The following is a 19,046-nucleotide window of genomic DNA, read 5'->3' on the forward strand; positions in this document are numbered from 1 at the left end:
ATTCCATGCTCATGATGAACCTTATACTTGTAAAAAAGAACGACAACCGTCCAGAAATAGTGCCGCTGCAAAAGCAATCCGTTTATTCAGATCTTCCTCATTGAACTCCGGATTCAGCATAATATCCATCTTCAATCGATCCAAAATCCCGATATAAGCTTCTGCCAAAAGCACAGGCTCAGGTACACTTGCACTTTTCAGCACCTCACACACCATGCTCATATACTCATTCATAAAGGCCTTCATGAATTTCATTAGATCCGGATCGTTATTAGGTGCCATAAAAAACAGCTTTGTATGATTGCGCCGCTCGTAATAATAAGTCAGGTGTGTCTTGGCAATTGCGCCAAGCTTCTCACCTGTATTCTTCTGAGATTTCAAGGCGTAATCGAGCCTGCTGATAAAACTGTTACAGTCCCGCTTGGAAACTGCGACGAATAGTTGTTCCTTGCTCTTGAAATATAAATAAATGGTGCCTTTTGCAATGCCAGCTTCTTCAGCAATATCGGACATTTTCGTCTCATAAAATCCTTTTGATCCAAAAATACCATAAGCCGCATCCAAAATAGCCTCCGACTTGTCTCCCTGCACAGTGCTCACTTGCACTCCCTCCCTACAGCGCCAAAATAATACCCAAACCGATAGCCACACATCCGCCGATCACCGAACTCAGCACGTTAACCAGATCGTTGCTCATCCATGTCCAGCCTCGTGCGCGAACGGTCTTGTGACCACAGTGTTCACTGACCTCAACTTCTCGGCCGCATACAGTACAGCGATACATCAACTGGACTGTTGCTCCAAGGTAGGAATCGGCAAATGCTCCAGCCAGTCCACCTACAAGCCCAACACACGTCCAGCTTAGAAATCCGAGCGTTTCAAAGTCTGCGATCCAAGAAAAGATAAATGCCCCTGCTCCAATCAATGCACCGCCTATTGCCGCAGCTGTTGTCCCAAGTAACGACACACCACCGGAAGCGCCTGGGGTCAGCACCTTCCAGCTCACCACGGAACGTGGTGGCTTACGGCTCAGGCTTCCGAGTTCGGTAGCCCAGGTATCAGAGGTTACGGTTGCCATTACACCAATGAAAGCATAGATCCAGGCCGGGTGTGGGAATATCCAGTATACCAAACATAGAAGCATGCCCATTCCGCCGTTGGCAAACACTTGCCCGGCATCCCGATTGCCTGTCTTGGCATACAATTTCTCCAGCTCCTGCTTGCGTTCCTTACGATACTTGGACAACAGGGTTGAAGTTATGAAAAACAACAGCAGTGTGCCAAACCAAAACAGGTTGCCTGCCCCGTAATAGATCGTTCCCATCAACACAGCTGCCAAGCAACCGGACAGGGTTAGCGACTTCTTCGCGTAGGCTGCACCCGCCACAATAAAAGCGCATACGGCGCCGATAATCCAGTCCATAATCTCTCCTGCATGTGGCAGCATCTATGGTCCACATGACGTTTATGTTATTTTTGAAATTCAATTATACCACGGTTTGAGCCCAATGCCGAAACTCCCGTTGCAGGCATGACAAAAACCTGATCCGGCAGCTTAGAAAGCTGCGAACCAGGTCTGCTGGAGGAAATATAATGGATCGAAACTGCCCTTTTACAAAAGTCATCGCGTCGTCCGCTCCGTACAGTGTCAGCCTCGCTTGACCCCGCCAATGACGCCATACCGATACAATACACGGCGACCAAACCAGTTGAACAAACGATCCGTGAGAAAACCCATGAACCCCAAGGAGATGAGACCAACAAAAATCCAGTCCGTCCGGAAAAATAGCCGTGAATTCCAGATCAGATAGCCTACACCTTCATTGGAAGCAATCATCTCTGCACCGATAATGGCCATATAGGAAGTTCCCATCGCCAATCGAATACCTGTGAAAATGTATGGGGTCGTAGCTGGGACAACTACATGCAGTAAAATCTGCCACTCATTCGCGCCCATACTGCGGGCTGAACGAATCTTATCCTCTTCAATGGACAGGACACCCGTCAGTGTATTGAGTACAACAATAAAAAATGTCGCATACATGATTAGAGCAATCTTGGACTGTTCCCCAATGCCGAACCAAACCAGGAACAATGTAATGAAAGCAATCGGCGGGATAAATCGAATAAAATTAAGAAAGGGCTCGGCAAACAGACGGATGATGTGTACCTTGCCGATAAGCAGCCCTACCGGAATGGCAATGACACTTCCCAGCACCCAACCGGCCAGTACACGTGTGAAGCTGATCCCGATATACTGCATGAGTGTGCCGTCCGCAATTAATTCGCGAGCACCCTGCACAGTATCCCATGGACCAGGAATCACGTCCGGCCCGTAGAGCAATGCACCAAGCTGCCATATCAGAATGACTGTAACCCACAATATCGGTACAGACACCCACTTTTTCTCCAACCATTTCATGGTCCAGATCACCTCAGTTATTCTTCAAAATGGCTTTGAATCTGATCGTACAGGCTATTGAATTCAGCCGAAGCAATATTTCTCGGATAAGACTGAACGTTATGGTAAATATTCGTTATGTTCGACGAAGGCCCCACTGACATAATTCCGATCCGTTCACCGAGCAATAGAGCCTCCTGGATGTCATGGGTGACAAAAATAACGGTCTTATGAGTTTCCCTCCAAATATTCACCAGTTCCTTCTGCATGACTCTTCGAGTCATGGCATCCAGCGCACCGAAGGGTTCATCCATGAGCAGAATTGCCGAGTCATTGGCGAGCACCCGTGCCAGTTGGACCCGCTGCTTCATGCCTCCAGACAGCTCCTTCGGATACTTCCCTTCATGTCCTCCCAATCCCACGAGCTGAATGTAACGGTCCGAAATCGTACGGCGTTCAGACTTGGGCACCTTGGACATCCGAAGTCCGAATTCAACATTTTCCCTTACGGTAAGCCACGGAAAGAGTGAGGAATCCGCCTGTTGGAACACCATTGCACGATCCCTTCCGGGTCTGTCAATCTCCTTGTTATTCACTTTAAGCTGCCCGCCCGACTTGGAGATAAAACCCGCGATCATATTAAGTAACGTTGATTTTCCGCAGCCGCTGGGACCAAGCAGAACGAAGAATTCGCCGCCCCTGATCACCAGATCAACATCCTTGATAATGTAATGCACTTCTCCATTGGTTGGAGCGTTGTAGGTCTTTCGAAGCTGTTCAATATGAATCGTGTGACGATCTGCGGGTAAGGACATAAGGACACCTCCAGTACGTTTTGGATTATTCGGTATAAGTAACTTTATCCGGCAATGCCTGTTTCAGAAGTTCCAGATTTAACTTGCCTTTGAGATCAAAATCCTGCTCAATGATTCCGTTATCCACCATGTATTGCTTCTGTCCCGCCAAACTATCATAAGCTTCCTGGGTGAAGCCAACGACCCACGGATTGATGGGAAGATCCTTCAATGTTGCTTCCTTGGGTTGTTTTGTCTCCTTGTACATTAGATCCGCCACCTCATCAGGATGAGCTTGGGCATATGTTGAAGCTTGATCCAGCGCCACAAGAAATCCCTTTACCGTTTCCGGATTCGCTTCAATGAACTCATTGCTTGCAACCAACCCCATGCCAAGCCTTACCGGAGTCTGGGACATATCTGTCAGCTGATGGAAGCCTTCGAGCGTATCGAACTTGTCGGTTAATGCAGATCCGATAACCCAAGTGGCATCCAGTTCCCCTTGCTTCAATGCAATATAGGACTCATCGAAGGCCCCTTGCCCAATCTGCTTCACATCACCAAGCGCAAGCCCCTGATCCTTCAAATACTCATCCCACAGGTAAGGAAGGAATGTTCCGCGAATAAAGCTTACGCTCTTGCCCTTCAAGTCTGCACCCGTCTGGATCTCATCCTTGGCATACAGCTTCCATGCAGCTGCTGCTTCATCCGTTGTCTGACCTGCAGAAGCGATGATCGAATAATCCCCTTTGGCCAGAGCGTTCAACACCGGGAAGTCAGCACCGTAGGCAATGTCGACCTGTTTGATAAACAGTGCATTCACGCCTTCAGCCGGAGAACCAAACGTGATGCTCTCTGCATCAATGCCTTGGCTTCCAAAGAACCCTTTGGCAATGGCTACCCTGAACGTCGGGTTAGTGCTTGTATCCGCTATGCGGATCTTTACCTTGGCGGCACTACCTTCGGAGCCGCCCTTTGCTTCGGACACTGTTCCGTTTGAAGAACATCCGGAGATGATAAAAGTTATGGAAAGGAGCAATAAGAATGCTCCCTTTAAAATGGCTGTTTTTTTCACAACATGCACCCCGTTCAATCAATTTATTCTCGGCTACCGTTAACTGCCTTGTTTTCCCTCATCGGATGTCGCTACGCAAGCGGCCCCTTCAACAAACGGCAGCGTTGTCTCTACATTGACTACCGAGTCAGAGCCTTTGGCTGCTGCTCCCGGCACTCTGTAGACCGATACATCAATGGCTTCGATTGCAACCTCTTCCGGCTTCTCCAGTTGTGGAACCCATTGATATGGAACCCGGTATGAACGGTAAACCATATTGGTATTACGCCCATCCTTGTATGGGGAAATATACTCCCACACCAGCTCATGCTCTGCTGTAACTTCAAACAATCGGCCATTGGACCCTTCGGTGATCAACGTGTTACCGTTAGGCAAGCGTTGGGCTGAGCTTATATATGGGCTGTAGAATTTATACGAATCGGTCGGAACGGAAAAGCCAGCTTCCGCAGAGGTATATTGCCACACAATCTCCAGTGTCAACGGGTCAATCTCAAGCACGCGCGAATGATCACGGACCGCGTGTTTCAAGCCATATGGAGAAGCCGGATTCGGAAGACCATAACCTGCCCATCCTCCATTATCAAACACCAGCAGATTGCCCTCGCCCGGCAGTCCTTGAGGAATGATATGCGCATGATGCTGTCCGATAATGGTGCCGATATGCTTCGCTTCAGGAGAGGAATAATCCGGGCCAAGTTTCCAAACAATTTTGCCGCTCTGTCTGTCCGTAATGGCAATAATGTTGGCTTCTCTGGCATCCCATATAATGTTATCCGGGTTAAAGCGCTCGTCTCCCGCTTCATAGAACCGGTTAGGCCCAACATAGGAAGCCGAGTTAATATGCAGCCAATCACCTACACCCCCGCCAAGGTGACCAAATGAACGCGTATTCGGGTCACGATACAATACATTGCGTGCTGCCTCGTCAAAGCCCAGTTCTTCAAAATGCTCGTTCGGAAGCCATTCCCACAACACATTGCCTTCCCAATCCACTTCAATAATGGCATCATCAAGCAAAGGTTTATCCGAGATTTGCGGATTGCTTACGTTTTTGTGCGCCAGGATCAGTGTCTTGCCACCCTGTGTTTTCGGAGCAAGGCCAGGAGCATAATACCCTACCGGGTTGCCCTCACGCTGATAATCATGGTGCTGGCGGGCGTACCACAATGGTTCGTATCCTGGATCTTCAATATGTTCGTAGCTATTGTATTTCCACACGATGTTGCCATCCCAGTCCACCTGAACCAGGTCCACATTATCCTGAATACCGAACTTTGGATCTCTTCTGCCCGTGCTTCCCAGCACATAACCTCCAGGAAAAATCTTGGCCGGAAATCCGAGCAGTCCTTTCCAGAGGTGAACTTCCTTACCGTTCATATCAATTAATACAACGCCTTCTTCACCTGCCTGGTACACGGTGTAACCACCCCAAGCCTTTTCCGGATTATACAGCGTTGCTCCTGTTGGATAAATTGTTGAGTGTCCCATCGTTCTCATCTCTCCCTTGGATTGTTAGATTTCATTCACTACAGTTCAAGCATTAATAACTGAGATAGTTGTTCTTTCCGGAATTCCCCTTTCGCTTCTGTTCAAGGTCGTTGTCCACAGACGGATCTGTCTCATCTCTCGTGTTGCTCTCGGCAAGCTCCAGCAGTGTATCTGAGAACCCTTCCAGATTCGCGATCACCCGCTCATACAATTGGCTTTGCTGTTCCAGTTCCGCAGTGGTGAATCCCTCAAACAGAAGCGTGATACATCGGGCACCGATATTGCTATTGCGGGCATACATCTCCCGACCTTTGGCAGTTATATCGAGCAGGACGGTACGGCGATCGTCTTCCTTGCGTCTGCGGATCGTTAATCCCTTTTTCTCCAGCTTATCAGTCAGTGCAGTAATGGCACCGGAAGTGAAATCCAATTGATCGGCCAGGTCGCCAAGCCGCTGTTCTCCTTCACGAATGATTTTGTGCAGGATGAGCATACCCGGCAGGCTAATGCCTTCCACCGTTATACGATCCCGCTCCTTGACGAATCGTCTGACCATCTTGCGAAACAGCCAATCCGTTTTCTCCAACGCATCCCAATCTCTCTCGTTCATCTCATTTCCTCCTATCCAGCCGAAACGTTAGCAAGTACGCAAAAAGGCTCCCGAAGACATTCCATATGGAGTAGTCCCGGGAGCCTTTGGTGGTCCAATCAGCTCGCATCCGTATTCAAATTTATTTCACTGTTCATTTAATGAGTGTTAAAATAATTGAGTTCATCATATAACCTACTAACCCAACCTGTCAAGTAAGAATTAAAAGTTATTTATTCTTTTTTGCCTGTTAGAATTTTTTATGCCATTTTAAGTTTCACTTCAGCTTCTCCGGTTAAACTAATCTCAGATCAAAACAACAAGATTAAGCTACGATTCCCTTCGTACTTAAATAGAGAAGCGAGGATGACAGGAATGAATATAAAACGTGTAATGTTTGTGGGTACGATGATTGTGACCATGTCTTTTGCAGGAACCGCCTGGAGCAAATCAGCCATTTCGCCGATCCCGTTAACGGAGTGGTCCATCGTAAGTCTAAATACCAAAGATGATAACAAGGATGAGCTGCTGACTGCACTGAATCACTCCTCCGAGGAAGATCTGTATCAGGATCTGTACGCAGGCAAATCACTCAAAACCATTGCAGACGAAAATGATGGAGACTTCAGTCAGGTCGTGGCTTTGCAGGTCAACCAACTCAGGCAGCAGCTGGATGATCGTCTGGCAAGCGGAAGTATCACCCAAGAGCAATATGAGGCACAACATGCGGAAATCGAACAAATTGTTCTGGATAGCGCCAGTACCTCTTACGAGTGGGCCTAATCGCTTACAGATGGTGTTCCTTTATCTTCTATAATCACGTCAAAAAGGAGCGGTTTCCCGCCCCTGAATGGATGACTGTATAATTATAATTCATACGAAACTTAAAAAATTATTTCGCAGCTGCAATGGTACATTTTCCAACGGATTGACCATCCCAGGCGAGCTCAAGCACATCTCCCTCTACGGTTGGCCCCACACCCTCCGGTGTCCCAGTGAAGATGATATCACCTGCGCCAAGGCCATAGTGATGTCCTACATAATCCACAATGTGTTGAAGATCAAAAATCATGTTGCGTATGTTGCCTCGCTGCACTTCAACACCATTTTTGGTCAGCGTAAAGTCTTTTTCAAGCAAAGCTTCCGTACCGGAAAAGGCCTGAAAACCGCTTACAGGTGCGGAATTTTTGAATCCTTTGGCCGCAGTCCACGGGTGGCCTTTCTTCTTGATGACCGACTGTACATCACGCAGCGTAAAATCGATGCCAAATGCGTACGATTCGATCAAATCCTCTACAGCAACCCCTGGTTCATAATTCTCGCCGATTTGAACGACCAGTTCAGCTTCATAGTGAACCTCCCCACGGGAAGCAGGCAATTCAATTGCCTCTCCGTTCATGGGTACAACCGCATGCGAAGGCTTCATGAAGATCATCGGTTCATCCGGAACTGCGTTACCCAGCTCTTCCGCATGAAGTTTATAATTGCGTCCTACACAGTATACGTTACGAATCGTTGAGAGCATCGAAATACGACCACCTTTATTGGATTAATTAGCGAATATGGACCCTAACCTTTAAGCCCGGTTGCTCGACTTTTGCAATGCCTGATCCCAAGCGTCAGGACGATTCGTGCACAGCATGAGTTCAGGATCAATTGCAGCGAGGCGTTTCATAATGATCTTATCATCTACGGTCCAGGCCATGACCTGAATGCCATCGTTTTTCATTTCTCGCATCAGTGATTTGTCCACGTTGGTATAACCGATCGATAGGAATCCACATTGCAGCTGACGAAGTCTCGCTAATAGATCACCCGGACGAGCATCAATGATGAGACCTGTCGTGATTTCAGGTGCGATTTTTTTAGATTCAGCCAGCGCAGCAGGTTCAAAGGAAGTGAAAACGACTTCGGCCTGCATGTTTCTTTTGCGTACTTCCTCAATAACGGCTGCCGGCAAGCCCGGATACATGTCTCCTTGCGTTTTCAGCTCAATATTCAGACGTACTTTGCCCTTGCAGCTATCCAACACTTCGCTGAGAGCCGGTACGCGTTCCCCCGCATATGCCTTGGACTTCCAGCTCCCTGCATCCAGCTTCTGAATGTCAGACCAGTTCGTCTCCCGTACAAGCCCTTCTCCATTCGTCGTCCGGTTGAACGAAAAGTCATGGATGACTACAGGCACGCCGTCCCGGGACAATTGCACATCCAGTTCGATCCAAGTTACATAAGGCTGCTCCATGGCCAGCTGAAAAGCTGCCATCGTATTCTCAGGTGCTGTGGAAGAAAATCCACGGTGTGCTACACATAGGTTACTCATGTATTCCCACTCCTTAGATGTATTCATTCTTGTATCAGCTTGTTGAAGCTACTCCATTTGTGTCAAACCGAATGCCTGGTGAGAGCTTAGTCATCTGCTCCAATAACAGCTTATTGGCCTCACCTAACATTGGTATGGCTTGACCAAGCCCTGCCTCATATGGAATGACCTTCATGCTGCACTTCGCTTCCGCGCTGCATTCTGCCTGAAAAACAGCTGTTTTCCAGGTTTCTTCCGTCGTTGATTTCGAAAAAATAAAATTGCCTGTGCTATATGCGATCCACTTGCCCTTATAATACTCTACTCCTTGAAGCACGTGAGGATGCCCACCAATGACGAGATCAGCCCCAGCATCCACAAATTCATGTGCCAGTCTGGTCTGATCATCATTGGGTGTACTGACTCGCTCTTCTCCCCAATGTGCTACCACGATTACAAGATCCGCCTTCTGACGAGCTTCTTGAATCGCGTTTACCGCCCCTGTAGAATCATAGGTTTCTGCAACACCGGCGCGATTCCCTTCCGCTTTCCAGGTCGGTTCCGGCACAACCCGGCTGAAGCCAAGCAGTGCGATCTTGATGCCTTTCCGTTCCAGATAGGCAGGCGCATAAGCCTCGTTCCTGTTCATCCCGGCCCCAGTATGCGCAATACCATACTCCTGAAGATAGGTTAGCGTGTCGACGAGCCCTTCAACACCTTGGTCCAAAATGTGATTGTTGGCCAGATTTACTGCGTCAAATCCCGCAGCAGCCATCGCTGCCAATGCTTTTGGCGAAGATTTGTAAACATATGTTTTGTTCTCAGCAGCTGACCCGCCCAGAGTGACGGGTGTCTCCAGGTTGCCTACAGTCAGATCATCATTCTTGAACAGGCTGCCAAGCTTGGCATAAGGGTAATCGTAGCCATTCTTCTCCAGCAGTTCGGCCACCTTGCCAGAGAACTGAATATCACCAACAAAATTAATGGTTACATTCTTCCCTGATCCTGTAGGCTGTGGAACCGTTGTTTGGGCTCCGGAACTTTCATTGCTCTTCGGATTTGATGGTTTGGCTGTTCCCGTCCCTTTTTGCCCTTCTTCGGACCCTTGATCAGACTCCTTACCGCCTGACTCCGTAGTTTCACCGCCGGATGAAACGCTCTCATCTTCAGCAGTTTCTGACTCCGGACTGGTTACTTCCATAGAATCTTGTTCTGCATCCGAATCTGCCCCTGACTCCGCTTCAGGCGAATTCAGCTCATCGCCACCTTTGGCATCCTCCTGATCCTCAGGTTGTTGCTCTTTTACTACAGCTTCATTTGTTGCCGGCTCCGCTTGCTGCTTCTGCACCTCTGCTGCGTAATATATGCCTACCCCTCCGATTGCAGCAATCAGAAACAGATTGATCATCCAGATAATACGTCTGCGTGCACGTTTTTCTTTTTTCTTTTGATTACTTCGATTTGATCTTGGGGGATACATAGGCAGCTCCTCTTCTTCTACAGCAATCCTTTATCATTATATCAGGCATATCCTGGATTTCCATCATTCAATTCACTTGTAAATAAATATCCTGCATGAAAAAAAGCTGCCTCTCCTACAGAATGAATTCATTCCGCAGGAGAGGCAGCCTTATAGTGATTGCATTAATGCACAGCCAGCTTCTGAACTGCCTGAAGCGACATTTCTTTTGCCTGTTTGATACAGTCCGGCAAACCTACGCCTTCATAACCAGCACCTGCAATGTAGACACCCGGCAGCTTACTGCCAAGTTCCTCACGCAGTGCGGCAATATGCTGAAGGTGGCCTACGGGATACTGTGGCATCGATTTGCGTAGGCGGGTAATCTCCGAGAAGATCGGAACGGCCTCTACACCCATCGTTTCCCGCAGATCCTTGAGCACCAGAGCTGTCAGTGCATCATCGGGAAGTTCAACATTTTGCTCGTCACCCGAGCGGCCGACATAACAACGCAGCAGCACTTTGTCATCCGGACTGGTGTGCAGCCATTTGGTCGATGTCCAGGTACAGGCTGTAATATTCCGCCCTTCCTTGCGTGGAACGAGGAAGCCTGAACCATCAAATACATGTTCAATATCCTTTTTCTCAAAAGCAAGAACCACATTGGCTACGGATACGTAATTAATTGCATCCAGCGCAGAGGTGTCCACATGCGGTTTGAGCAGTTCGGATGCCACATACGTCGGGACTGTAACAATCACGTCATCGGCTTCAATACGTTCCCCGTTATTGAGCTGCACACTGTACCTCGTTTGACCACCTTGCTGAACATCCAATGAGAGAACAGACGTATTCAGGCGTTGGTCCACATCCTGCATATCGTGAACCAAGGCATGAACAAGACTCTGAAGTCCTTGGCGAAAATTCAAGAACGCGCTTTTCTTCGTTCCCGTATGTGTCTCCGCAGGTTTACGACCTGTCATCATGCCGCGGATCAGACTACCATAATCCCGTTCCACTTCACCGAATTGCGGGAATGTTGCCTGAAGACTCAGACGACGCATATCCCCGGCATAAATACCGGCAAGCAGTGGCTCGGTCAGGTTTTCAAGCACCTCCGGACCGAGACGCCGTTCAATCATGTAACCGAGGGATTCATCTTCCGCGCTACGGCGCGGTGGAATAAAGAAATCCATCAACGCCCGCAGCTTGCCAGCCGGAGAAACCAGGCCACTTCTCAGAAACGGCTTCAACTCTGTTGGTATTCCGAGCACAAGTCCAGCAGGCATGGGATGAAGCTTGCCCCGCTGCATAATATACGTTTTTTTGGATTCCGGATTCTGGCTTACCAGTTCATGATCCATTTCCAATTCCTTGGCAAGATCAATCATGGCCGTTTTGCGGGCCAGGAATGAATCGGGTCCTTTCTCAATGACAAATCCATCCCGGTGCAGCGTCTCAATCATTCCACCCATGGACGAACTTTTTTCAATCAGTGTAATTTGCGGTTCAATCCCGGCTTCCCGGTAATGCTTCCGAATATAAAATGCCGCGCTGAGGCCGGTCAGGCCTCCACCAACGACAACAACACGACGTTTCTGGTCTTCCATTACACATCCGACCCTTGCTGCCACTGGCTTATGATAACGTCGCTTAACGTTTCCATATAGAGAGGATCGCTGTTGAGCGAATCGATCCGCATTAAGCGCATGTCAATCTCCTTGGCAATCGCTTTGGCCTCAATATCCAGATCATAGAGTACTTCAAGATGATCAGAGACGAATCCAATAGGTGCAACCAGCACATCCTCAACCTGTTCGCGGGACAGTTCCTGCAGTGTGTCCAAAATATCCGGACCAAGCCACGGCTCAGCGGTACGTCCAGCGCTTTGCCATGTAAATTGCCAATTGCTGATACCAACACGTGATGCAATGACTTCGGAGGTTTCAAGCAGTTGCTGCGGATAAGGATCTCCCAGACTTACGATCCGCTCAGGCAAGCTGTGTGCACTGAACAAGACTCGTACATCACCACGCTTCGCACCAGCCTCTTCGAATTCATCCAGCTTGGCACTGACACGGGAAGAGAGAGCCTGGATCAGCTTAGGATGCAGGTGGTAACTCTCAACAAATGTCATTTGAATTCCCAGTTCCTCTGCTTTTTCACGAGCTCGCTTGATGTAGCTGCCCACACTCATTGTGGAATAGTGAGGAGCAAGTACAACACCGATTGCTGTCTGAATTCCGTCCTTCGCCATCTGTTCCACACCATCTTCAATAAATGGATGAGCATGCTTCAGACCTTGATAACAACGGAACTCAACTCCGTTCGTACGTTCATCCTGGCTCAGCGTCTCCTGCAGGGCCTTAACCTGATTATCGGTATTTTCACGAAGCGGGAAAACGCCCCCAACGATAGCCTCATACCGATCCGTCAGTTCCTTCAGTTGTTCCGGCTCAGGCGGACGTCCTCTACGAATATGTGTGTAGTACGCTTCAATACTTTCCATATTTTCAGGTGTGCCATAAGACATCACCAGTACACCTACGGTATTAGTCATTGCTAACCGTCACCCCCGTCTTCAAAACTTCTGCAGAATATTCATGAATATATGCCGTAAGTTCTCTCAATTTCTCAAGAGAAGCTTCCGGGAACAAGCCATGTCCCAGATTAAAAATATAACCTGGCTCCTTGATACCTTCATCAATAATGACTTTTGCCTGCTGCTTAATCAAATCCATCGGTGCTGTCAGCACATAGGGATCCAGATTGCCTTGTACGGCAAATTTGCCACCCAGTCTCTTGCGGCCTTCTGTGATGGAAACTCTCCAGTCCAGACCGATTACATTGGCTTGCAGATCCGTCAGAGTCGGTAGCAGTTCACCGGAGGCCACACCAGGGAAATAGATTTTCGGTACATTCAAATCCGATAATTCGGTAAAGATACGGGTAATCGTCGGCAACACATACGTTTTGAAATCATTTGGAGAAAGGGCTCCAACCCAGCTGTCGAATAGCTGAAAAGCCTTGCCTCCATTAGCAATGTGTGCACGGACATATGTAATTACCATATCACCTAGTTTTTGCATGAGCTTATGCCATACTTCAGGCTCGCTGTACATCATGGTTTTGGTCCGAATGTAGCCCTTGGAAGGACGACCCTCGATCAGATAACTGGCAATGGTAAACGGTGCGCCCGCAAATGTGATGAGGGGAACATCCAATTCCTTGTCCAGAATCCGAATGGTTTCCAAAATATGTGACAGGTCCCCCTCGACATCAATCGGACGCAGACGATCCACATCTGCCGCCGAACGTATAGGGTTATCAATAACGGGACCAATATTTTTTACAATATCAAAATCAATGCCCAAAGACGCAACCGGATTCATAATATCGGAGTACAAAATAGCCGCATCCACACCGAGTTTACGTACCGGCATGAGTGTAACTTCAGCTGCTAGCTCTGGCCTGCGGCAAATTTCGAGCAAAGAGTACTTTTCTTTAATTTTACGATATTCAGGATCATAACGCCCAGCCTGACGCATGTACCACACAGGAACACGGTCTACTTGCTGCTTGAAGCTGGCTCGAATCAAACGATCATTATAGCTCATGTAAGAAGCCTCCAATAGTTTTTGGACTCATAACTCTCATTATGCCCTTTTTGAAGAGCTGTAACAACCACGTGCCGCTCTGTTCCGATGACAATACTATGACATTCCTTACATCGAATCATCCATATGCCAATTATGGTATAATGAAAGAATGGTGTTTTTTCCACGAATTACAGAAAGGAAGTGAAAGCACTTTGAAAACTTGGAAAGTAAACCTCATCGTGCTTTGGTTTGGACAGTTTCTGGTCAATTCGGGCATGACCATGATTACGCCTTTTTTATCCCTATACCTTGCCAAGGATTTAGGCGTCGTCGGTGAGCACGAGATTGGCATATGGGCGGGATTTATATTTGCTGCCAATTTCCTCACTTCATTTTTGTTCCAGCCCTTGTGGGGCAAACTATCCGATAAGTATGGACGTAAAATTATGCTGCTGCGCTCCGGATTCGGGATGGCGATTGTGATCGCGCTCATGGGGTTTGCCCAAAATCCGTGGCAGCTCCTCTTGTTGCGTTTGCTCAACGGTACCATCTCCGGTTTTAATCCGGCAGCCGTTTCCCTGATCTCGGGAACAACGCCCAAGGATCGCATGGGTTTCGCCATGGGGATAAGTCAGTCCGGACAGGTAGCCGGAACGATTCTCGGTCCGCTGATCGGCGGTTTGCTCGCAGATGCCGTTGGCTTCCGGCCCATATTCTACATTACAGGCGGCCTCATCTTTGCTGCATCACTGCTGGCCATGTTCCTTGTTCGGGAAAAATTCGACCGCAAGGAAGCGGCCAAACTGCCGGAACAATCCGTATTGTCCGGACTGAAGGAATTAAACAAGTCACCACAGCTGCCCGCATTGTTTGCTGTAACGTTCCTGCTGCAGTTTGCGATGATTAGTCCCATGTCACTCTTGCCGCTGTATGTACAGAAGCTGCATGCATCGGATGTAAATGTGGCATTCTGGGCCGGTCTTGTCGGTGCTGTCACCGGACTATCCAACATGGCCATGTCTCCCATACTCGGCAAGCTCAGTGATCGTATTGGCGCACATAAGGTACTGACCTTCTCTCTTATAGGCACGGGACTGCTGCTAATACCACAAGCCTTCGTACAATCGGTATGGCAGCTCATTTTGGTACGTTTCGCCATGGGTGTATTTATGGGTGGTTTGCTGCCTAGCGTCAACGCCTTGATTCGAGCCTACACCCCAGATGGCATGATCAGTCGTGCATTCAGTTTCAATACGAGTACGCTCGCTCTCGGGAATATGCTCGGAGCCGTAATCGGCGGTTTTATGGCAGGATTTATCGGCATTGAGGGATTGTTTATCGTATCTGGCGGACTCCTGTTAATCAATATGGTATGGGTTCGATTCAAACTATACAAAAAGCCTGCTCTCGTCAGGGAATCCTGAGCAGGACATCCCTTCACTTGGAACACATCACCAAAAGCCGCATTCATTGCCCTAGGGACAAAGAATGCGGCTTTTTTCGTTATCACTTTGTTAAGACTGCTTAACGTGCTCAAATAGAATAGGGTATTCCTTCACACCAAATACGAACGCACTCTGGATTGGCTGCAGTGTCGTTCCCGGAACAAGCTTGATATCCTGCATCTGCTGCAGCATGGTGTGGAGTACAACTCTCGCCTCCAGACGGGCTAACGGGGCTCCCAGGCAAAAGTGAATGCCAAATCCAAATCCCATGTGCCGGTTCGGTTTGCGATCCTCGACAAATTGTTCTGCATCGCCGAAAACTTCGCTATCCCGATTTGCCGAACCCACCCACGAAATAACCTGAGTTCCCTCCTGAATGGTCTGCCCGTTCAATTCAACCGTTTCTTTGGCTACGCGTCCAATCGCAACAATCGGCGGGTAGTAACGCAGCGTCTCCTCAACAGCTGATGCAACGTGCTCAGGATGTTCACGCAGCCGCTGCTGCAGCTCGGGTTGTTCAGCAAGAATGCGAACCGCATTGGTAATCAGATTGGTCGTTGTTTCATTACCTGCTGCAAGCAGCAAAATGCAAAAACCAACCAGTTCCTCCTCGCTCAGCTTCTTCCCTTCAATCTCTGCTGCCAGCAGCAAAGAGATCAAATCATCCTGCGGCTCTTGCCTGCGTTCTTCCATAATGGCTGTAAAATAGATGGCCAGTTCCTGTTGATTTCGTTTTTTCTCTTCCATAAGCTCCTGGAAAGCTTCATCACTGTCATCGCGTGCCCCCTTAACCAAGGCATCCGACCATACTTTAAACTTCTGCCGGTCTTTTGCAGGGACTCCCAGGAGTTCCGCAATGACGATAACAGGCAGCGGAGTCGCCAGATCATCGACCAGGTTCATTTGACCTTGGGACAACCGGGGAGTGATTAATTCATCGGCAATCTCCTGAATGCGCGGAGCAAGCGCTTCTATGGCCTTCGGTGTGAATGCCTGATTAACCAAGTCCCTTAACTGCTTGTGTTTGGGCGGATCCGTTGTAAGCATACTGGTGTTTGCACGATCACGTGCGGAAGAAAACAACTTGGGATTTTTCAGTACGTACTGCACATCTTCATAACGAAAGATATCCCAGCATTCACGGTGCTCATCGTATCGGACTGGAGTATTCTCACGAAGTTCGGCGTACACCTGGAAGGGAGATAGCTGCTGCTCTACTCCTTCCAGTTCCCGGATCGGAATATAATTGGCATACTTTCTGGGTGCTCGGTTCATCGTCATTCCTCCAATCGCTAATATATATTTATTTACATATGAAACACCATATATTATAGACTTTACTGTAAGGCCATACAAATATTTGGCAATAATTGAGCCTCTTCTCCTAGGGGATGCCATTTATATCCTACGAACCTCATTTTTCAATCAGGATAAAAGTCTTATATGTCATTTTAATTAACATAAAATCCCCTGTTGAGCTTCACCTCTCCTTTCATTTCTACTTTTAGCAGTTTATATTTATTCATTTAACCTTATAAATAGTAGTTTTACTCTGAATATCTGTCGATTTAACCTTATAATCTCTGTTTTTCTACTATTGTCATATTAGTTAACATCAAATACAATCATCTCAATTCATTTACATAGTCTTCTGAACAAACATCACATGTTACTAACCTGAAGGAGAGTGCAAATTATGAGTAAACATTCAAATCTTCGTCCCTGGGCTGTATGGAGTACTGCTGCTCTAACCGCTCTGACCATCTCTTTGTCCCCGGTCGGAACCTATGCCGCTCAAGCAGCTACGGTTGAAGTGAGCGGAACAACAAGTGCGGTGCAGTCCACTTCAACTACTACTCCAGCACGGAATACGTCCATTCCGGCCTTGCCTCAATCCTCCAAACAATCTGCATTACCTAATGTACTTGTCATTGGAACAGGCGGAACGATTGCAGGTCAATCCGAGGATGCGACCAGCTTCCAAAATTACAAGGCAGGCACACTCCCCATTGAAGAAATGGTTGATGCGCTTCCCGACAAACAGAAGATAGCAGATGTTAGCACACTTCAATTCGGCAACTCAGGTTCTGGTTCATATACAATGGCAGATCTATACGATCTATCCCTTACCGTAGATAAGGCGCTTGCGCAGTATGACAGTGTCGTGGTTACGACAGGTACGGATACCATGGAGGAGATCGCTTATTTCCTTGACATGACGGTGCAGAGCGATAAGCCTGTGGTTATTACCGGCTCCATGCGACCATGGACCGTTATCGGTTCAGATGCCCAAGCGAACCTGTACAATGCCATCAAACTTGCGGGCAGCGGCCGTACTACCTCGTTCGGAACGGTATTGATGCTGAACGATACGATTCAGCTTGCACGTGGTGTAACCAAAACGAATGACTATCGTACGGATACATTTGAGACACCAATGCTCGGTGCTGTTGGTTACATCGATGAAGAGAATATCCGAATCTACCGCGCTCCGGCACGTGCACTAAAACCTGAAGGCACAGCCAAGCCGGCATTCGATCTGAGCAAGATTACGAAGGCTGATCTGGCGAAAGTTGAAATTGCCATCTCCTATCAGGAAGCTGGCGGGGAAGCGATCGAAGGTTTCGTACGCGGCGGAGCCAAAGGGATCGTAACCTCCGGTACCGGAGCAGGCGGTATTTCCAGAGCAATGGGACAAGCCCGTACAAAAGCCATTGAAGAGGGCGTCATCTTCGTAACCACGACCCGTACAGGATCAGGAAGCGTATATGGTGGCGGCAACGGCGTCATTGCCGGGGACAACCTCAGCCCTCAACAGGCACGTATTTTGCTCATGCTCGGCCTGTCATTCAGTGATGATTTTGACACCATCAAAAAATGGTTTGAAACATATGGTACACCTGAAGTTTAATAGTTATCATACCGTTATCTAATTTTATAAAATGACAAAAAGAGATGAACCCGGGCCCTGTGATCAGGGATGTGTTCATCTCTTTTTTTGCGTTTTCAGAATGTGTGTATTACTTTTCCACTTTTACTTCACCCAAGCCAGCGCCAAGCCATCATAATCCGGCAGCATGGTGGTGACAAGGCGCGGGTCACTCGCTATCTGCTCATTGAAACGACGCACAGCAAGCACAGCAGGACCCTGCTTGTCCGGATTCAGCGTACGACCACGCAGGAAACAATTATCGCCTACAATGACAGCACCCGGCCGGGCCAGCTTAATGGCATAATCGAGATACACCGGATAATTCTCCTTATCTGCGTCAATAAAGAAGAAATCGAATGTGCGACCTTCCTGTTCCAATTGCTTCAGGCTGTCTGCCGCCGGGCCAATGCGATACTCTACCTTTTCGCCGAAGCCACCCTCCTCCAGATGCCCACGAGCCATCGCTGCGTATTCTTCTTTCAATTCCAGCGACGTCAGAGTTCCCCCTTCCCTCATGCCGCGAGCAAGGCAAATTCCGCTGTAACCGCCCAATACGCCGATTTCCATCACAGCCTCTGCCTTTGATGTCTTGGCGAGAAACGTAAGCAAACGGCCATAAGCCGGTGCAACCGACACCTCCGGCATGTTGTTTGAACGGATGGCCTCTTTTACCTTTAATAACAGCTCATCCTCTTGAAATAATTGATTTACATATTCGTCAGGGGTAAGATTCACCACGTATATCCTCCTTGGACACTTGGACTGCTTTCCTTATGGATGCCAATGTTCTATAATGAATGTTTGTTATCAACACAGGCGGTTAGACTACAGTATCACCTGCTTCTTAGCGAGCTAGCGCTCACCGCATTTCTCATTGTAAGTTTTTTCACGGAATGCGGCAAGGCCGCACCGTTACTATACAGCTGGATGAAGGCATCGCCCTCTTCCGCTTGAAATGGAGTTGA

The 19,046-nt window shown here is 48.2% G+C and carries 18 protein-coding genes; 3 read left to right on the top strand and 15 right to left on the bottom strand.

Annotation, left to right across the window (positions count from 1 at the left end; translation table 11 throughout):
- Positions 1 to 21: 21 nt before the first annotated feature.
- The 7 genes from GUA98_RS03255 to GUA98_RS03285 form a co-directional block, all read right to left on the bottom strand.
- A complete protein-coding gene (locus GUA98_RS03255) occupies positions 22 to 600 on the bottom strand; it encodes a TetR/AcrR family transcriptional regulator (protein ID WP_153977844.1) in 579 nt (192 codons plus the stop codon).
- A gap of 13 nt (positions 601 to 613) precedes the next feature.
- Positions 614 to 1,423: a DUF92 domain-containing protein gene (locus tag GUA98_RS03260; RefSeq protein WP_193722244.1), complete on the bottom strand. Its 810-nt coding sequence runs from the start codon at positions 1,421 to 1,423 to the stop codon at positions 614 to 616.
- A gap of 225 nt (positions 1,424 to 1,648) precedes the next feature.
- Entirely contained in the window at positions 1,649 to 2,422 is a 774-nt protein-coding gene (locus GUA98_RS03265) for an ABC transporter permease (protein WP_095288032.1), read from the bottom strand.
- A gap of 17 nt (positions 2,423 to 2,439) precedes the next feature.
- Positions 2,440 to 3,216, bottom strand: a complete 777-nt coding sequence (locus GUA98_RS03270; RefSeq protein ID WP_193722047.1) for an ABC transporter ATP-binding protein — start codon at positions 3,214 to 3,216, stop codon at positions 2,440 to 2,442.
- A 25-nt stretch (positions 3,217 to 3,241) separates the two neighbouring features.
- Positions 3,242 to 4,183, bottom strand: coding sequence for an ABC transporter substrate-binding protein (locus GUA98_RS03275; protein WP_321573829.1), 942 nt, complete (start codon positions 4,181 to 4,183; stop codon positions 3,242 to 3,244).
- Positions 4,184 to 4,309: 126 nt separating this feature from the next.
- Positions 4,310 to 5,758, bottom strand: a complete 1,449-nt coding sequence (locus tag GUA98_RS03280) for an aryl-sulfate sulfotransferase (protein WP_193722049.1) — start codon at positions 5,756 to 5,758, stop codon at positions 4,310 to 4,312.
- A gap of 52 nt (positions 5,759 to 5,810) precedes the next feature.
- Positions 5,811 to 6,368 carry a MarR family winged helix-turn-helix transcriptional regulator gene (locus GUA98_RS03285; protein ID WP_153977840.1) on the bottom strand — a complete coding sequence of 186 codons (558 nt, stop codon included), beginning with the start codon at positions 6,366 to 6,368 and terminating at the stop codon, positions 5,811 to 5,813.
- A 354-nt stretch (positions 6,369 to 6,722) separates the two neighbouring features.
- Here GUA98_RS03285 and GUA98_RS03290 point away from each other — a divergent pair, with 354 nt between their 5' ends.
- Entirely contained in the window at positions 6,723 to 7,130 is a 408-nt protein-coding gene (locus GUA98_RS03290) for an SHOCT domain-containing protein (protein ID WP_193722050.1), read from the top strand.
- Between the two features lie 109 nt (positions 7,131 to 7,239).
- Here the strand turns inward: GUA98_RS03290 and GUA98_RS03295 are convergent, their stop codons facing one another.
- The 6 genes from GUA98_RS03295 to hemE all read right to left on the bottom strand — a co-directional run bounded on the left by GUA98_RS03295 (position 7,240) and on the right by hemE (position 13,722).
- The gene (locus tag GUA98_RS03295; protein WP_153977838.1) at positions 7,240 to 7,872 is read right to left on the bottom strand and encodes a fumarylacetoacetate hydrolase family protein; all 633 of its coding nucleotides are present in this window, start codon (positions 7,870 to 7,872) and stop codon (positions 7,240 to 7,242) included.
- A 51-nt stretch (positions 7,873 to 7,923) separates the two neighbouring features.
- Positions 7,924 to 8,667, bottom strand: coding sequence for a glycerophosphodiester phosphodiesterase (locus GUA98_RS03300; protein WP_153977837.1), 744 nt, complete (start codon positions 8,665 to 8,667; stop codon positions 7,924 to 7,926).
- A gap of 34 nt (positions 8,668 to 8,701) precedes the next feature.
- On the bottom strand, positions 8,702 to 10,126 hold the full coding sequence (locus tag GUA98_RS03305; RefSeq protein ID WP_193722051.1) for a CapA family protein: 1,425 nt from the start codon (positions 10,124 to 10,126) through the stop codon (positions 8,702 to 8,704).
- Positions 10,127 to 10,290: 164 nt separating this feature from the next.
- Positions 10,291 to 11,715, bottom strand: coding sequence for a protoporphyrinogen oxidase (gene hemY / locus GUA98_RS03310; protein ID WP_193722052.1), 1,425 nt, complete (start codon positions 11,713 to 11,715; stop codon positions 10,291 to 10,293).
- Complete coding sequence (gene hemH, locus GUA98_RS03315; protein WP_193722053.1) at positions 11,715 to 12,665, bottom strand: ferrochelatase; 951 nt, start codon at positions 12,663 to 12,665, stop codon at positions 11,715 to 11,717. The genes hemY and hemH overlap by 1 nt, the downstream gene beginning before the upstream one ends.
- On the bottom strand, positions 12,658 to 13,722 hold the full coding sequence (hemE, locus tag GUA98_RS03320) for a uroporphyrinogen decarboxylase (protein ID WP_153977833.1): 1,065 nt from the start codon (positions 13,720 to 13,722) through the stop codon (positions 12,658 to 12,660). The genes hemH and hemE overlap by 8 nt, the downstream gene beginning before the upstream one ends.
- 194 nt (positions 13,723 to 13,916) lie before the next feature.
- On the opposite strand from hemE, the gene GUA98_RS03325 reads away from it, so the two are divergent.
- Entirely contained in the window at positions 13,917 to 15,128 is a 1,212-nt protein-coding gene (locus GUA98_RS03325) for an MFS transporter (protein ID WP_127536468.1), read from the top strand.
- A gap of 90 nt (positions 15,129 to 15,218) precedes the next feature.
- Here GUA98_RS03325 and GUA98_RS03330 read toward each other — a convergent pair whose 3' ends face one another.
- Complete coding sequence (locus GUA98_RS03330) at positions 15,219 to 16,424, bottom strand: cytochrome P450 (protein WP_193722054.1); 1,206 nt, start codon at positions 16,422 to 16,424, stop codon at positions 15,219 to 15,221.
- A 421-nt stretch (positions 16,425 to 16,845) separates the two neighbouring features.
- Here GUA98_RS03330 and GUA98_RS03335 point away from each other — a divergent pair, with 421 nt between their 5' ends.
- Positions 16,846 to 18,060: an asparaginase gene (locus GUA98_RS03335; RefSeq protein WP_193722055.1), complete on the top strand. Its 1,215-nt coding sequence runs from the start codon at positions 16,846 to 16,848 to the stop codon at positions 18,058 to 18,060.
- Between the two features lie 123 nt (positions 18,061 to 18,183).
- On the opposite strand, the gene GUA98_RS03340 is transcribed toward GUA98_RS03335, so the two are convergent.
- On the bottom strand, positions 18,184 to 18,816 hold the full coding sequence (locus GUA98_RS03340) for an O-methyltransferase (protein WP_193722245.1): 633 nt from the start codon (positions 18,814 to 18,816) through the stop codon (positions 18,184 to 18,186).
- Positions 18,817 to 19,046: the final 230 nt, after the last annotated feature.

It is taken from the genome of Paenibacillus sp. P13VS (genome assembly GCF_015143645.1).
Taxonomy (GTDB): Bacteria; Bacillota; Bacilli; order Paenibacillales; family Paenibacillaceae; genus Paenibacillus; species Paenibacillus xylanilyticus_A.

What these genes read in the sequence shown, in the direction of transcription:
- GUA98_RS03260 (WP_193722244.1), bottom strand. Translation starts at nt 1,423, where the DNA reads ATGGACTGGATTATCGGCGCCGTATGCGCTTTTATTGTGGCGGGTGCA.
- GUA98_RS03265 (WP_095288032.1), bottom strand. Translation starts at nt 2,422, where the DNA reads ATGAAATGGTTGGAGAAAAAGTGGGTGTCTGTACCGATATTGTGGGTT.
- GUA98_RS03270 (WP_193722047.1), bottom strand. Translation starts at nt 3,216, where the DNA reads ATGTCCTTACCCGCAGATCGTCACACGATTCATATTGAACAGCTTCGA.
- GUA98_RS03280 (WP_193722049.1), bottom strand. Translation starts at nt 5,758, where the DNA reads ATGGGACACTCAACAATTTATCCAACAGGAGCAACGCTGTATAATCCG.
- GUA98_RS03285 (WP_153977840.1), bottom strand. Translation starts at nt 6,368, where the DNA reads ATGAACGAGAGAGATTGGGATGCGTTGGAGAAAACGGATTGGCTGTTT.
- GUA98_RS03290 (WP_193722050.1), top strand. Translation starts at nt 6,723, where the DNA reads ATGAATATAAAACGTGTAATGTTTGTGGGTACGATGATTGTGACCATG.
- GUA98_RS03295 (WP_153977838.1), bottom strand. Translation starts at nt 7,872, where the DNA reads ATGCTCTCAACGATTCGTAACGTATACTGTGTAGGACGCAATTATAAA.
- GUA98_RS03300 (WP_153977837.1), bottom strand. Translation starts at nt 8,667, where the DNA reads ATGAGTAACCTATGTGTAGCACACCGTGGATTTTCTTCCACAGCACCT.
- GUA98_RS03305 (WP_193722051.1), bottom strand. Translation starts at nt 10,126, where the DNA reads ATGTATCCCCCAAGATCAAATCGAAGTAATCAAAAGAAAAAAGAAAAA.
- hemY (WP_193722052.1), bottom strand. Translation starts at nt 11,715, where the DNA reads ATGGAAGACCAGAAACGTCGTGTTGTTGTCGTTGGTGGAGGCCTGACC.
- hemH (WP_193722053.1), bottom strand. Translation starts at nt 12,665, where the DNA reads ATGACTAATACCGTAGGTGTACTGGTGATGTCTTATGGCACACCTGAA.
- hemE (WP_153977833.1), bottom strand. Translation starts at nt 13,722, where the DNA reads ATGAGCTATAATGATCGTTTGATTCGAGCCAGCTTCAAGCAGCAAGTA.
- GUA98_RS03330 (WP_193722054.1), bottom strand. Translation starts at nt 16,424, where the DNA reads ATGAACCGAGCACCCAGAAAGTATGCCAATTATATTCCGATCCGGGAA.
- GUA98_RS03335 (WP_193722055.1), top strand. Translation starts at nt 16,846, where the DNA reads ATGAGTAAACATTCAAATCTTCGTCCCTGGGCTGTATGGAGTACTGCT.